This window comes from Streptomyces megasporus (assembly GCF_000718985.1).
Classification (GTDB): domain Bacteria; phylum Actinomycetota; class Actinomycetes; order Streptomycetales; family Streptomycetaceae; genus Streptomyces; species Streptomyces megasporus.
Map to the genome: position 1 here is coordinate 250,317 of NZ_JODL01000002.1, position 14,539 is coordinate 264,855.

A 14,539-nucleotide genomic window follows, 5' to 3' on the forward strand; every position below is an offset into this window, starting at 1 on the left:
GGCCGCCGCGCGCGGCGCGGGACGCGCGGGCCGGATCAGATGCCCGCCGCGGCGGCGAGGTCCGCCCTGAGCGCGCCCAGGGCCCAGTCCGCGGTGGCGCGGGCCGTGGACAGGTCCGAGGCGTCCTCGACGGGGACGACCACCTCCAGGTAGCACTTCAGCTTCGGCTCCGTGCCGCTGGGGCGGACGACGATCCGGGCCTCGGAGATCCCCTGCCGGGGGTCGCCGGCCAGGCGGTAGCGGAGCGCGTCGGTCGGCGGGAGGGAGCCGTCGCCCCGGCTGAGGTCCTCGGTGGAGATCACGGTCAGGCCGGCCAGGAGGACGGGCGGCGTCGCGCGCAGCCGGCGCATGGCCGCCTCGATCAGCGACAGGTCCGCCACCCGCACCGAGAGCTGGTCGGTGGCGTGGAGCCCGTAGCGGGCCGCGGTGTCGTCCAGCAGTTCCGTCAGGGTGCGGCCGGTCTCCTTCAGCTCCGCGGCCAGCTCGGCGACGAGCAGCGCGGCCGTGATGCCGTCCTTGTCCCGGACGCCCTCGGGATCGACGCAGTAGCCCAGCGCCTCCTCGTAGGCGTAGCGCAGGCCGTCCACGCCGGCCAGCCACTTGAAGCCGGTCAGCGTCTCGGCGTACGGCAGGCCCGCCTCGGCCGCGATCTTCGACAGCAGGGAGGACGAGACGACGGTGGTGGCGAAGGTGCCCCGCGCCCGCTTGTGCACCAGGTGGGTGGCGAGCAGCGCCCCCACCTCGTCGCCGCGCAGCATGCGCCAGCCGGCGTCGGTGCCGGGGTCGGGCACCGCCACGGCGCAGCGGTCGGCGTCGGGGTCGTTGGCGATGATCAGGTCCACGCCGCCCTGCCCCTGGGCGCGGGCCGTGGCGAAGGCCAGGTCCATCGCGCCGGGCTCCTCGGGGTTGGGGAAGGCCACGGTCGGGAAGTCGGGGTCGGGCTCGGCCTGCTCGGCGACGGGCACGGGGGCGGGGAAGCCCCCGCGTTCGAAGGCGGCGGCCAGCGTGGCGCCGCCGACCCCGTGCAGGGCGGTGTGGACGACCCGCACGTTCCGGGGAGCGCCTGGGGTGAGGACGGAGACCGCGCGGTCCAGGTAGTCCTCGACGATCTCCTCGCCCAGCACCTCCCAGCCCGACTCGGCGCGCGGCACGTCGGCGAGCGAACCGATCGAGGCGATCTCGTCGGCGATCTCGGCGTCGGCGGGCGGCACGATCTGGGAGCCCCCGCCCAGGTAGACCTTGTAGCCGTTGTCGCGGGGCGGGTTGTGGCTCGCGGTGACGGTGACGCCCGCGACGGCGCCCAGCCGGCGGATGGCGAAGGCCAGCACCGGGGTGGGCAGGGGCCGGGGCAGCAGGGCCGCCCGGAGCCCGGCGCCGACCATCACGGCGGCGGTGTCGCGCGCGAAGTCGGCGCTCTTGTGGCGGGCGTCGTACCCGATGACGACCAGACCGTCGCGGTGCCCGTGCTTGCGGAGGTGGGCCGCGAGCCCGGCGGCGGCCCGGATGACCACCACGCGGTTCATCCGCATCGGTCCCGCGCCCAGCTCCCCGCGCAGCCCGGCGGTGCCGAATTGGAGGGTGCCGGAGAAACGGGCGGCCAGTTCGTCGAGGTCGCGGGCCTCCACGAGCCGGGTCAGTTCCTCGCGGGTCTCCGGGTCGGGGTCCTCGGCCAGCCAGGACCGCGCCCGCGCGGTCAGTTCCTCGTGCACGGTTGCCACGGTTCTCTCCGCTCCTACGTGTCGCCTCACGGGCCGCGCCGGACGCCTGCCCGTGCTTCGCTGCCGCTCCCCGCGCCGGGCGGGCGCGGTGTCCGCTCCCCACGAGTACCCGGGGACGTTCCCGGATGCCGCCCGGCGATCCGCCGTCCGTGCGGAGGCGGGGCGCCGGGGCGCGCCGGGTCAGATGCGCCCGAGGACCTTGGCCAGAAGCGCGCCCATCCGGGCGGCCGAGTCGCGGCCCGCCCGGAGCACCTCCTCGTGGTTGAGGGGCTCCCCGGTCATGCCCGCGGCCAGGTTGGTGACCAGCGAGATGCCCAGCACCTCCGCACCCGCCTCGCGGGCGGCGATCGCCTCCAGGACCGTGGACATGCCGACCAGGTCCCCGCCGATCGCCCGGACCATGCCGATCTCGGCGGGCGTCTCGTAGTGGGGGCCGGGGAGCTGGACGTAGACGCCCTCCTCCAGGGAGGCGTCCACCTCCCGGCACAGCGCGCGCAGCCGCGGCGAGTACAGGTCGGTCAGGTCGACGAAGTTGGCGCCGACGATCGGCGAGACGCCGGTCAGGTTGATGTGGTCCCGGATGAGCACCGGCTGACCGGGGCGCATCCCCGGGCGCAGGCCGCCGCAGCCGTTGGTCAGCACAACGGTCTTGCAGCCCGCGGCGATCGCCGAGCGGATTCCGTGGGCGACGGGCGCGACACCACGGCCCTCGTACAGGTGCGTGCGGCCGAGGAAGACCAGCGCGCGCTTGTCGCCGAGGCGGTGCGAGCGGATCTTCCCCGCGTGTCCCTCGACGGCCGGGGGCGGGAAGCCGGGCAGGTCGGTGACCGGGAACTCGTGGTCCGGCTCGCCGAGCGCGTCGGCGGCCGGCACCCAGCCCGACCCCATGACCAGGGCGACGTCGTGGCTCTGCGCGCCGGTCAGCTCGCGCAGGCGGGCCGCGGCGGCCTCGGCGGCGGCGTACGGGTCCCCTGAGTAGTCCGTGGTGACAGATGCGTTCACGCGGATGAGGGTAGCCGGTCATCGCCTACGCGCGTAGACGGGTGGGGTGGGAGCGTTCCTTTCCGGACACCCGAGCCGTCCGGCGGGCGGTCAGCAGGGGCGTTTGCGCAGTTCCATCACATAGTCGTGGGGCGCGCCCGCCGACTCCGCGGCGTCGGCGATCTCCCCCAGGTAGCGGGCCGAGGGCAGCCCGCCCTCGTACCCGTTCAGCACGTAGCACCACGCCGTCTCGTCGCCGTCCAGGGTGTGCACCCGCACCCGCAGGCGGCGGTAGACGCCCATGCCGACGCCCTCCCAGCGATCCAGGGCGTCCTCGTCCATGGGCGCGATGTCGTAGAGCGCGACGAAGACCGCCGAGACCGGGTCCTCCACCAGGGTCGCCAGCGCCCCGTCCCAGCCCATCTGCTCGCCGCCGAAGGTGAGCCGCCACCCGCTGAGCCACCCGGTGCCGCGCAGCGGGGAGTGCGGGGCGCGGCGGGACATCAGCCGGGCGTCGAGGTTTCCGGCGTAGGCGGCGTAGAGCGACATGCGTCGAAGGGTAGCGTCAGCCGGGTCCGTCCCCGGGGGAAGACGGTCGCACAGGCCCGGCGGGTGGTGTCCACCACGTGGACGACCCATGCGAGACTGGGGTACGTGACTCGGATCGTGATCATCGGTGGTGGGCCTGGCGGGTACGAGGCGGCACTGGTGGCCGCCCAGCTCGGAGCGGATGTGACCGTCGTCGACTGCGACGGTCTGGGCGGGGCCTCGGTGCTGACCGACTGCGTCCCCTCCAAGACGCTCATCGCCACGGCCGAGGTGATGACGAACTTCGACTCCTCCTACGAGGAGCTGGGCATCATCGTCGAGGACGGCTCCCCCGACCCCGACCGGCCCGCCCGCGTCGTGGGCGTGGACCTCGGCAAGGTCAATCGGCGCGTCAAGCGCCTCGCGCTCGCCCAGTCGCACGACATCACCGCTGCGGTCACCCGCGCCGGCGCCCGCGTGCTGCGCGGGCGCGGCCGGCTGGAGCCGCACCAGGCGGCGGACGGCTCCCGTCAGGTCGTGGTCCGGGCGGCGGACGGCAGCGAGGAGCGGCTGACCGCCGACGCCGTGCTCATCGCCACCGGCGGCAAGCCGCGCGAACTCCCCGACGCCAAGCCCGACGGCGAGCGCATCCTGAACTGGACCCAGGTGTACGACCTGGAGGAGCAGCCCGAGGAGCTGATCGTGGTCGGCTCCGGCGTCACCGGCGCCGAGTTCGCGGGCGCCTACCAGGCGCTCGGCTCCCGGGTGACGCTCGTCTCCTCGCGCGACCGCGTGCTGCCGGGCGAGGACCCGGACGCGGCGGTCGTGCTGGAGGACGTCTTCCGCCGCCGCGGCATGAACGTGATGTCCCGCTCCCGGGCGGCCTCGGCCAAGCGCGTCGGGGACCGGGTGGAGGTCACCCTCTCGGACGGTCGGGTCATCACCGGCAGCCACTGCCTGATGGCGGTCGGCGCGGTGCCCAACACCGCCGGCATCGGCCTGGAGGAGGCCGGCGTCACACTGAAGGAGTCCGGTCACATCTGGACCGACCGGGTCTCCCGGACGACCGCTCCGGGCATCTACGCGGCCGGCGACTGCACGGGAGTCTTCGCGCTCGCCTCGGTCGCGGCCATGCAGGGCCGGATCGCCATGTACCACTTCCTGGGCGAGACGGTGGCGCCGCTGAACCTCAAGACGGTCTCGGCGAACGTCTTCACCGACCCGGAGATCGCCACCGTCGGCTACTCGCAGGCCGACGTGGACAGCGGCCGGATCGACGCCCGTGCCGTCAAGCTGCCGCTGCTGCGCAACGCGCGCGCCAAGATGCAGGGCATCCGGGACGGTTTCGTGAAGCTGTTCTGCCGCCCCGGCACGGGCATCGTGGTCGGCGGCGTGGTCGTGGCGCCGCGCGCCAGCGAACTGATCCACCCGATCTCGATAGCGGTCGACAACAACCTGACGGTCGAGCAGATCGCGAACACCTTCACCGTCTACCCGTCGCTGTCGGGTTCGATCGCCGAGGTGGCGCGGCAGCTCCACACCCGGAAGACCTCCGAGGGCGGCTGACCGGCGCACGGGCGCTCCGGAGCGGTCGCTTATACCACGACGGGGGCGCGCGTACGGACAACTTCCGCTATTCAGCGGAAACACCTGAAAGCAGACGGTCGTCCGCGTTACTGTCGGTTTCGTGTTCGCTGCAGAACGTCGCCAATTGATCCTCGAAATGGTGCGCGCCAACGGAGCCGTCTCGCTCCGGGAACTGGCGCGCGTCGTCCAGACCTCCGAAGTGACCGTACGGCGCGATGTCCGGGCGCTGGAGGCCGAAGGACTGCTCGACCGCCGGCACGGAGGCGCGGTACTGCCCGGTGGCCTCACGCGGGAGTCGGGCTTCCCCCAGAAGGCCCACCTGGCGACCGCGGAGAAGACGGCCATCGCCGACGTGGCCGCCGGTCTCGTCGAGGAGGGCGAGGCCATCGTCGTCGGGGCCGGGACGACCACGCAGGAACTGGCCCGGCGCCTCGCCCGCGTCCCCGGCCTGACGGTGGTCACCAACTCCCTGCTGGTGGCACAGGCGTTGGCACACGCCAACCGCGTCGAAGTGGTGATGACGGGCGGCACGCTGCGCGGCTCCAACTACGCGCTGGTCGGCAGCGGCGCCGAGCAGTCCCTCCAGGGGCTGCGGGTCTCGCGCGCCTTCCTGTCCGGCAGCGGGCTGACGGCCGAGCGCGGGCTCTCCACCTCCAACATGCTCTCGGCGAGCGTGGACCGGGCGCTGGTCCAGGCCGCGACGGAGGTCGTCGTCCTCGCGGACCACACCAAGCTGGGTGTCGACACGATGTTCCAGACGGTGGCCCCGGAGCTCATCACCCGGCTGGTGACCGACGAGCCCCCGCCGCACGAGGAGCGCGCGACGGCGGAGCTCCGGGCCCTGGCGGACCAGGGCGTCCAGATCACGGTGGCCGGCGCGGGACACGGCACGGCACACGGTCCGGGTGGCCCGGGCGGTCAGGACGGCGAGGTCGCGCCGCCGGCGGGTCCGGGCGTCCCGCCGCGGCGGTCCCGGCGGGAGGTGCCGCTGCCGGGACAGCGCGGACGGCACCAGCCCGGCGGCGGGGGCGGCGCGCAGTTGCGCGCGGCGCCCCTGGCCGCGCCGGGCGAGGCGCAGCCGCCGGGCAGGATCGCGGATCTGGCCCCGCGCCGCCACTGACGGCGCCGCGGGGAACGTATCCGGAACACGCCCGTGGGGCGGGACGACCGTCCCGCCCCACGGGCGTGTTCCGGATACGTCTTCGATACGGGCCGGGTCAGTCCTTGATCTCGCAGATGGGGGCGCCGGAGCTGATGGACGCCCCGACCTCGGCGGTCAGGCCCTTGACGGTGCCGGCGCGGTGGGCGGTGATGGGCTGCTCCATCTTCATCGCCTCCAACACCACGACCAGGTCACCCTCGGCCACCTCCTGGCCCTCCTCGACGGCGACCTTGACGATGGTGCCCTGCATCGGGGAGGCCAGGGTGTCACCGGTGACGGCCGGACCGGACTTCTTGGCCGCCCGCCGCTTGGGACGGGCCCCGCCGGCCGCCGCGGTGCGGGCCAGCGTCATGCCCAGCGAGGCGGGCAGGGAGACCTCCAGCCGCTTGCCGCCGACCTCGACCACCACCGTCTCCCGGCCGGGCTCGTCCTCCTCGACCTCCGCGCCCGCGGCGCCCGCGAACGGCTTGATCTCGTTGACGAACTCGGTCTCGATCCACCGGGTGTGGACGTCGAACGGCTCCTCGGGGCGACCGTTGACCTCCGGCGCGAAGGCCGGGTCGCGCACCACCGCGCGGTGGAAGGGCAGGGCGGTGGCCATGCCCTCGACGGTGAACTCCTCCAGGGCGCGGGCGGCGCGCTCCAAGGCCTGCCGGCGGGTGGCGCCGGTGACGATCAGCTTGGCCAGCAGCGAGTCCCAGGCGGGGCCGATCACCGAACCGGACTCCACGCCCGCGTCCAGCCGCACCCCAGGGCCGGCCGGCGGGGCGAAGGTGGTCACCGTGCCCGGCGCCGGCAGGAAGTTCCGGCCCGGGTCCTCGCCGTTGATGCGGAACTCGAAGGAGTGACCGCGCACCGGCGGGTCGTCGTAACCCAGCTCCTCGCCGTCGGCGATCCGGAACATCTCGCGCACCAGGTCGATGCCGGTGACCTCCTCGGTCACCGGGTGCTCCACCTGGAGGCGGGTGTTGACCTCCAGGAAGGAGATCGTGCCATCCTGGCCGACCAGGAACTCGCAGGTGCCGGCGCCCACGTAGCCGGCCTCCTTCAGGATGGCCTTGGACGCGCGGTACAGCTCGGCGTTCTGCTCGGCCGTCAGGAACGGCGCGGGGGCCTCCTCCACCAGCTTCTGGTGGCGCCGCTGGAGGGAGCAGTCGCGGGTGGAGACCACCACGACGTTGCCGTGGGTGTCGGCCAGGCACTGGGTCTCCACGTGCCGGGGACGGTCCAGGTACCGCTCGACGAAGCACTCGCCGCGGCCGAAGGCGGCCACCGCCTCGCGGACGGCCGACTCGTACAGCTCCGGGACCTCCTCCAGGGTGCGGGCGACCTTCAGACCGCGTCCGCCACCGCCGAAGGCGGCCTTGATGGCGATGGGCAGGCCGTGCTCCTCGGCGAAGGCGACGACCTCGTCGGCGCCGGAGACCGGGTCGGGGGTGCCCGCGACCAGCGGGGCGCCGGCCCGCTGGGCGATGTGCCGGGCGGCGACCTTGTCGCCCAGGGAGCGGATGGCCTGCGGCGGCGGACCGATCCAGGTCAGCCCGGCGTCGAGGACGGCCTGGGCGAACTCGGCGTTCTCCGACAGGAAGCCGTAGCCGGGATGGATCGCGTCCGCACCGGAATCCTTGGCGGCCTGGAGCACCTTGGCGATGTCCAGATAGCTGGTGGCGGGGGTGTCACCGCCCAGCGCGAAAGCCTCGTCCGCCACCTTCACGTGCAGCGCGTCCCGATCCGGGTCGGCGTAGACGGCCACACTCGCGATCCCGGCGTCCCGGCAGGCCCGAGCGACGCGGACAGCGATTTCACCGCGATTGGCGATGAGCACCTTGCGCACGATGACTCCCTCCTTGAAACAAGGTGAGTTTAGGTATCGGCGACATCGCACGCCGAGTCGCCCTGGGGGGTGAGCTTGCCCACACGGAAGGTGACCCCCCGGGGCTCGACCGGGGCTCAAAACCCATGTGAGTACACGTTACGCCGGGTTTCCCGGTCCGGCCGGAGATCCCCGATGTGGCCAAGGTTACTGTCCGAGCCTGCTGTGGGCGCTGTGGCGACTTTGTGGGGTTCCTACGAACGGCGGGGCGTTTCTTTGCCGGCGCGCGAGGGGTTCCGCGCCGCATTACCCGTTAGTAGCATGCGCGTTGCCGCACGCGACGTGCCGTTCCGGCACGCCGGTCGCGGACGACGAGGGGCGGGACGCGATGCTGCACAGACGATCGGTGGCCCTGGTCACGGCCGTGGTGCTCGTGGTGGAGGCCGTCGGAGTGGCGGTGCTCCACTGGGTGCTCGGTGTCATGGTGGAGCGTCAGAGGATGTCCCTGGACGGGCTCGACCCCCACCTGATGGCCGTCTCGGCGTGGATCGGGGGCGCGGTCCTCGGCGTCTGCCTGCTGGTGTGCGCGGTGCCGCTGTTCCGCGCGGCCCTGGCCGACCGACCGCCGCGCCGCCTCGCCCGCGCCCTGCTGGTGAGCGTGGCCGTGGCGCACGGCGTCCTCGGCGCGGTCGTCGCCGCCCTGGTGAGCTGGGCGGCGTTCGCCACCCTGATGGTCGTGTTGGGACTCGTCGTCCTGACCCTGGTCTCCTACGGGCCGGGACGCCCGCCCGCCGACACGCCTGCCGAGCCGTCCACCGACACGCCCGCCGAGCCGCCGCTCAGACCCACAACCGGGTGATGTCCACGCCCAGTTCGGCCAGCAGGCGGCGCAGCAGCGGCAGGGAGAGCCCGATGACGTTGCCGGGGTCGCCGTCGATGCCGTCGACGAAGGGCGCCGAGCGTCCGTCGAGGGTGAAGGCGCCCGCGACGTGCAGCGGCTCGCCGCTGGCGACGTAGGCGGCGATCTCCGCGTCGCTCGGTTCACCGAAACGGACGGTCGTGGCGGCGGTCGCGGAGACGCGGCGGTCGGTGGCCGTGTCCACCACGCAGTGCCCGGTGACCAGGACGCCCGCGCGTCCGCGCATGGCCTTCCAACGGGCGGTGGCCTCCTCGGCGTCCGCGGGCTTGCCCAACGGCCGGCCGTCCAGCTCCAGCACCGAGTCGCAGCCGACGACGAGCGCGCCTGCGGCCTGCGGACGTTCCGCCACGGCCGCGGCCTTCGCCTCGGCCAGCCGCAGGGCCAGCTCCGTCGGTGTGGGGGCGTCGATCGCGTCCTCGTCCACCCCGCTGACGATCACCTCGGGCGCCAGACCCGCCTGGCGCAGCAGCCCGAGCCGGGCGGGTGACCGGGAGGCGAGGACGAGCCGGCGCCGGGAGGCGGTGTCGTGGGCCATACGGCCCATCCTAGGAAGAGGCGCCGACGGCGCTTCGGGGGCGTTTCGCGACAGCGGTCGAGAACGGTCACAGCAGCAGGAAGACCGCGATCATGGCGACGGCGAGCAGCCAGCCGCTACGGCGGAGCCCGGCCTGGGCGGAGCGCATCTCCTGGGGTGGTTCGTCGGCTGGATCGGACCAGAGCATGGGACCGATCCTCCGGCAGGAGACGGCCCGGGCGCCTGAGTACGGGTACTCAGGCGCCCGGGCCGATCGGCCCCGCGCGGGGCGGGGACCCTCCGTCTCGACGGCCTCAGCAGGGCCAGTACGTCGTGGCCCACGCCCGCGGCCCCGGGTGCGGCAGCCGGCGGCCGGGAACGGTGCGGGCCGGGTCGGACCACTGGGAGGACCGCTCGGCGGCGGGCTCGGCCGCCGCTCGCGCCGCCGCGCGCGTCCGCACCACCGCCAGGGCGGCGGCCAGCTCCTCGGGGGTCGGGTTGCCGCGTACGACCTTGATCACGTGACGGTCTCCTCGCTGTCGAAGGCGGTCGGGGCCCGCGGGCCGGTCAGAGCGGGATGTTGCCGTGCTTCTTCGGCGGCAGGGACTCCCGCTTGGTGCGCAGCGCGCGCAGTCCCCGCACCACGTGGCGCCGGGTGTCGGACGGCATCACCACGGCGTCCACGTACCCGCGCTCGGCCGCGACGTACGGGTTGAGGAGCGTGTCCTCGTACTCGGCGGTGAGCCGCGCCCGCAGCTCCTCCTGCTCCTCGGGCGTGGCGGCGGCGGCCAGGGTCCTGCGGTGCAGGATGTTGACCGCGCCCTGGGCGCCCATCACCGCGATCTGGGCCGTCGGCCAGGCGAGGTTGAGGTCCGCGCCCAGGTGCTTGGAGCCCATGACGTCGTACGCGCCGCCGAACGCCTTCCGCGTGATGACGGTGATCAGCGGGACCGTCGCCTCGGCGTAGGCGTAGATCAGCTTGGCGCCGCGCCGGATGATGCCGCCGTACTCCTGGTCGGTGCCGGGCAGGAAGCCGGGCACGTCCACGAAGGTCAGCACCGGGACGTTGAAGGCGTCGCAGGTGCGCACGAACCGCGCGGCCTTCTCGGACGCGTCGATGTCCAGGCAGCCGGCGAACTGCATCGGCTGGTTGGCCACCACCCCGACCGGCCGGCCCTCCACCCGCCCGAAGCCGGTGAGGATGTTCGGCGCGAACAGCGGCTGGGTCTCCAGGAACTCGCCGTCGTCCAGCACGTGCTCGATCACGGTGTGCATGTCGTACGGCTGGTTGGCCGAGTCCGGGATCAGCGCGTCCAGCGCGCGGTCGGCGTCGGTGACCTCCGTGTCCGCCTCCTCGGGGAAGGCGGGCGGCTCGGAGAGGTTGTTGGACGGCAGGTAGCTCAGCAGCGCCTTGACGTACTCGATGGCGTCCTTCTCGTCGGAGGCCATGTAGTGCGCGACGCCGGAGGTGGCGTTGTGGGTGCGGGCGCCGCCCAGCTCCTCGAAGCCCACGTCCTCGCCGGTCACCGTCTTGATGACGTCCGGGCCGGTGATGAACATGTGCGAGGTCTGGTCGACCATCACCGTGAAGTCGGTGATCGCCGGGGAGTAGACCGCGCCGCCCGCGCACGGGCCCACCACCAGGGAGATCTGCGGGATCACCCCGGAGGCGTGGGTGTTGCGGCGGAAGATCTCGCCGTACGCGCCCAGCGAGGCCACCCCCTCCTGGATGCGGGCGCCGCCGGAGTCGTTGATGCCGATGACCGGGCAGCCGGTCTTCAGCGCGAAGTCCATCACCTTGACGATCTTCTGGCCGTAGACCTCGCCCAGGGCCCCGCCGAAGACCGTGAAGTCCTGGGAGAAGACGGCCACCGGACGCCCGTCCACCGTGCCGTAGCCGGTGACGACGCCGTCGCCGTAGGGGCGGTTCCTCTCCAGCCCGAAGTGGGTGGAGCGGTGGCGGGCGAACTCGTCCAGCTCGACGAAGGACCCCTCGTCCAGGAGCAGGTCGATCCGCTCGCGGGCGGTCAACTTGCCCTTGGCGTGCTGCTTCTCCACGGCGTGCGCCGAACCCGCGTTGGTGGCCTCCTCGATGCGCCGACGCAGGTCCGCGAGCTTGCCCGCGGTGGTGTGACGCTCGTGGTCCTCGGGGGCTGGGCTCTGCTGCTCGGACACGGGCTGCGGCTCCTCGTCGTGAACGTTTGGCTACCGACTCGTAGCGTATCGGCGGCCGGGCGGTGCGCAGATGCGGTGTTTGCCACACCTACGCTGTCTTGCATGACGCGCGAAGATCCCTCGGACAATCCCTGGTCCGACCTGGACAGGCCGCCCCTGAACGCCGCCGCGCTGCGCCGTGCGCTGGTGCGTCCCGGGTCGCTGTGGACCTCCGTGGAGGTGGTGCCCGAGACCGGCTCCACCAACACCGATCTCGCCGCGCGGGCGGCGCGGGGCGAGGCCCGGGAGGGGGCGGTGCTCCTCGCCGAGCGGCAGACCGCCGGACGCGGACGGCTGGAGCGCGCCTGGACGGCGCCCGCCCGCTCGGGGCTGTTCTGCTCCGTCCTGCTCACCCCGCGGGCGCCCGCGGAGAGGTGGGGCTGGCTCCCGCTGCTCACCGGGGTCGCCACCGCCGCCGCCCTGGCTCGCGCCGCGGGGGTGGACACGGCGCTGAAGTGGCCCAACGACGTCCTGGTGCGGGTCGGCGGCGAGGAGCGCAAGCTCGGCGGCATCCTCGCCGAGCGGGTGACGCACCCCGACGGGACCGCCTCCGTGGTGCTCGGCGTCGGGCTCAACGTCTCGCTGCGCGAGGACGAGTTGCCGGTGCCCACGGCCGGCTCGCTGACGCTGGCGGGCGCGCCCGGCACCGACCGCGACCCGCTGCTGCGGGCCGTGCTCCGGTCGCTGGAGGAGTGGTACGGCCGCTGGCGCGCGGTGGACGGCGACCCGGAGGCGAGCCGGGTCCGGGAGGCGTACACCGCCGGGTGCGCCACGCTGGGCCGGCGGGTGCGGGCGCTGCTGCCCGGCGACCGCGGGTTGGTGGGCGAGGCGATCGCGGTGGACGGCGACGGGCGGCTGGTCCTGGCGAGCGAGGAGGGAGTGCGGCGCCCGGTGGCGGCGGGCGACATCGTGCACCTCAGGCCCGCTCCGGAGGGCCCCCCGGAAGGATCGCCGGGAGAGTGAGCCAGGGCACACCTGCCGTATCGTTGAGTCGACCCAGCGCGGTGGGCGCGGCGGCAGTGAGTGGATCGGAAGGGCAGTGGACGACTCGGGCACCCCAGCCGGAGAGCCGACGACGGACGGTGCGGCGGAGGCCGGCGACGCGGACCGGACCGAGGAGGACCCCCTCGCGCTCCGCATCGAGCAACTGATCCTGGGCGCTCCGCGGCAGTACACCCCCTTCCAGGCGGCCCGCGCGGCCGACGTCCCGATGGAGATGGCCGCCCGTTTCTGGCGGGCGATGGGTTTCGCCGACATCGGTCAGGCCCGGGCGCTGACCGAGGCCGACGTGCTCGCGCTGCGGCGGCTGGCCGGCCTGGTGGAGGCCGGGCTGCTCAGCAAGGCGATGGCCGTCCAGGTGGCGCGCTCCACCGGGCAGACGACGGCACGGCTGGCGGAGTGGCAGATCGACTCCTTCCTGGAGGGCCTGACCGAGCCGCCCGAGCCGGGGATGACCCGCACCGAGGTGGCGTACCCGCTGATGGAGCTGTTGCTGCCCGAGCTCCAGGAGTTCCTGGTGTACGTCTGGCGGCGGCAGCTCGCCGCGGCCACCGGCCGGGTGGCGCAGGACGACGAGGAGATGGTGGACCGGCGGCAGGCGGTCGCCTTCGCCGACCTGGTGGGCTTCACCCGGCTGACCCGCCGGTTGGAGGAGGAGGAGCTCGGCGAGCTGGTCGAGGCGTTCGAGACCACCGCCGCCGACCTGATCGCCGCGCACGGCGGGCGGCTGATCAAGACCCTCGGCGACGAGGTGCTCTACGTCGCCGACGACGCGGGCACGGCGGCCGAGATCGGCCTGCGGATGATCGAGACGATGGCCAACGACGCGACGATGCCCGAGCTGCGCGTGGGCATGGCCTTCGGCACGGTCACCACCCGGATGGGGGACGTCTTCGGCAACACGGTCAACCTCGCCAGCCGACTGACGTCCATAGCTCCCAAGGACGCGGTGCTGGTCGACGGGGAGCTCCGCGCGGAGCTGGTCTCCTCCGGGCAGGCGCCGGAGTCGGAGAAGGAGACCGACGACGCCTCGGTGTACCGCTTCGCGCTCCAGCCCCTCTACCAGCGTCCGGTGCGCGGTCTGGGCGTCGTCGAGCCGTGGCTGCTCTCCCGCCGCACCTCCTGACGGGCGGCCCGGCCCCCGCCGCGTCCCGCTCGTCCACAGCCCCTGACCGAACGGGCGGTCGGATGGCATGATGCGCTCCGGAGCAGTGAGCGATCGTTAACCGGAAGGGCTGTGTGGACGACGTGAGCGACATGAGCGACGCGAACGGCGTGGGCGAGGAGCGGTTCGGCGAGTGGGTCGCGGTCCGGCGGGAGGCGGACGGCCACGTCGCCGAGCTGGTGCTGGACCGACCCAAGGCGATGAACGCCGTCTCCACCGAGATGGCCCGGTGCATCGGCGAGGCGTGCGCCGCCCTCGCCGCCGACCGGCGGGTGCGGGCCGTGGTGCTCGTCTCCACCCACGAGCGGGCGTTCTGCGTGGGCGCCGACCTCAAGGAGCGCAACTCCTTCACCGACGCGGACCTGGCGCGGCAGCGGCCGTACGCCCGCGCCGCCTACACCGGGGTGCTGGAGCTGCCGATGCCCACCGTCGCCGCCGTGCACGGGTTCGCGCTCGGCGGCGGTTTCGAGCTGGCCCTGTCCTGCGACCTGATCGTCGCCGACCCCACCGCCGTGGTCGGTCTGCCGGAGGTGTCCGTCGGGGTGATCCCCGGCGGGGGCGGCACCCAGCTCCTGCCGCGCCGGGTGGGCGCGGCCCGCGCCGCGGAGCTGATCTTCACCGCGCGGCGGGTGGAGGCCGCCGAGGCCCGCGAGCTGGGGCTGGTGGACCACCTGGTGGCCGAGGGTGAGGACCGCGCCGAGGCGCTGGCCCTGGCCCGGCGCATCGCCGCCAACTCCCCGGTGGGCCTGCGGGCGGCCAAGCGGGCGCTGCGCACCGGCTGGGGCATGGACCTGCGCGCCGGCCTGGAGGTGGAGGACGCGGCCTGGCGCTCGGTGGCGTTCTCCGGGGACCGGGCTGAGGGCGTGGCGGCCTTCAACGAGAAGCGGGCCCCGCGCTGGCCCGGGGAGTGAGCCGGGAACGAGTGGGCACCAGGTTCGG

General features: G+C 73.7%; 14 protein-coding genes. 6 read left to right on the forward strand and 8 right to left on the reverse strand.

The window, feature by feature from the left end:
- Positions 1-35: 35 nt before the first annotated feature.
- From IF47_RS0102950 to IF47_RS0102960, 3 genes are all read right to left on the reverse strand, one after another.
- Complete coding sequence (locus IF47_RS0102950) at positions 36-1,718, reverse strand: phospho-sugar mutase (protein WP_031506364.1); 1,683 nt, start codon at positions 1,716-1,718, stop codon at positions 36-38.
- Positions 1,719-1,898: 180 nt separating this feature from the next.
- Positions 1,899-2,720, reverse strand: coding sequence for a purine-nucleoside phosphorylase (locus IF47_RS0102955; RefSeq protein ID WP_031506365.1), 822 nt, complete (start codon positions 2,718-2,720; stop codon positions 1,899-1,901).
- Positions 2,721-2,810: 90 nt separating this feature from the next.
- Positions 2,811-3,248 (reverse strand): gamma-glutamylcyclotransferase family protein, encoded by a 438-nt coding sequence (locus IF47_RS0102960; RefSeq protein WP_031506366.1) that lies wholly within the window; start codon positions 3,246-3,248, stop codon positions 2,811-2,813.
- A 96-nt stretch (positions 3,249-3,344) separates the two neighbouring features.
- On the opposite strand from IF47_RS0102960, the gene IF47_RS0102965 reads away from it, so the two are divergent.
- Both IF47_RS0102965 and IF47_RS0102970 read left to right on the forward strand, forming a co-directional pair.
- Entirely contained in the window at positions 3,345-4,793 is a 1,449-nt protein-coding gene (locus IF47_RS0102965; RefSeq protein WP_031506367.1) for an NAD(P)H-quinone dehydrogenase, read from the forward strand.
- A gap of 157 nt (positions 4,794-4,950) precedes the next feature.
- On the forward strand, positions 4,951-5,934 hold the full coding sequence (locus IF47_RS0102970; RefSeq protein WP_031506368.1) for a DeoR/GlpR family DNA-binding transcription regulator: 984 nt from the start codon (positions 4,951-4,953) through the stop codon (positions 5,932-5,934).
- A gap of 97 nt (positions 5,935-6,031) precedes the next feature.
- Here the strand turns inward: IF47_RS0102970 and IF47_RS0102975 are convergent, their stop codons facing one another.
- The gene (locus IF47_RS0102975) at positions 6,032-7,810 is read right to left on the reverse strand and encodes an acetyl/propionyl/methylcrotonyl-CoA carboxylase subunit alpha (RefSeq protein WP_031506369.1); all 1,779 of its coding nucleotides are present in this window, start codon (positions 7,808-7,810) and stop codon (positions 6,032-6,034) included.
- 367 nt (positions 7,811-8,177) lie between these two features.
- Between IF47_RS0102975 and IF47_RS0102980 the strand changes: the two genes are divergently transcribed.
- Positions 8,178-8,648, forward strand: coding sequence for a hypothetical protein (locus tag IF47_RS0102980; RefSeq protein WP_037731806.1), 471 nt, complete (start codon positions 8,178-8,180; stop codon positions 8,646-8,648).
- Here IF47_RS0102980 and IF47_RS0102985 read toward each other — a convergent pair.
- The 4 genes from IF47_RS0102985 to IF47_RS0103000 all read right to left on the reverse strand — a co-directional run bounded on the left by IF47_RS0102985 (position 8,629) and on the right by IF47_RS0103000 (position 11,397).
- Positions 8,629-9,243, reverse strand: a complete 615-nt coding sequence (locus tag IF47_RS0102985; protein ID WP_031506371.1) for a Maf family protein — start codon at positions 9,241-9,243, stop codon at positions 8,629-8,631. The two genes, IF47_RS0102980 and IF47_RS0102985, sit on opposite strands and share 20 nt — an antisense overlap.
- A gap of 67 nt (positions 9,244-9,310) precedes the next feature.
- Positions 9,311-9,430: a morphogenic membrane protein MmpB gene (gene mmpB / locus IF47_RS32080; RefSeq protein ID WP_425423545.1), complete on the reverse strand. Its 120-nt coding sequence runs from the start codon at positions 9,428-9,430 to the stop codon at positions 9,311-9,313.
- Positions 9,431-9,536: 106 nt separating this feature from the next.
- Entirely contained in the window at positions 9,537-9,743 is a 207-nt protein-coding gene (locus IF47_RS0102995; RefSeq protein WP_031506372.1) for an acyl-CoA carboxylase subunit epsilon, read from the reverse strand.
- Between the two features lie 46 nt (positions 9,744-9,789).
- Positions 9,790-11,397: an acyl-CoA carboxylase subunit beta gene (locus tag IF47_RS0103000; protein ID WP_031506373.1), complete on the reverse strand. Its 1,608-nt coding sequence runs from the start codon at positions 11,395-11,397 to the stop codon at positions 9,790-9,792.
- Between the two features lie 102 nt (positions 11,398-11,499).
- Between IF47_RS0103000 and IF47_RS0103005 the strand changes: the two genes are divergently transcribed.
- The 3 genes from IF47_RS0103005 (at position 11,500) to IF47_RS0103015 (ending at position 14,511) form a co-directional block, all read left to right on the forward strand.
- Entirely contained in the window at positions 11,500-12,399 is a 900-nt protein-coding gene (locus IF47_RS0103005; RefSeq protein ID WP_051716879.1) for a biotin--[acetyl-CoA-carboxylase] ligase, read from the forward strand.
- Positions 12,400-12,475: 76 nt separating this feature from the next.
- Positions 12,476-13,561: an adenylate/guanylate cyclase domain-containing protein gene (locus IF47_RS0103010; RefSeq protein WP_245640975.1), complete on the forward strand. Its 1,086-nt coding sequence runs from the start codon at positions 12,476-12,478 to the stop codon at positions 13,559-13,561.
- 149 nt (positions 13,562-13,710) lie between these two features.
- Positions 13,711-14,511: an enoyl-CoA hydratase/isomerase family protein gene (locus IF47_RS0103015; protein ID WP_031506376.1), complete on the forward strand. Its 801-nt coding sequence runs from the start codon at positions 13,711-13,713 to the stop codon at positions 14,509-14,511.
- Positions 14,512-14,539 lie beyond the last annotated feature (28 nt).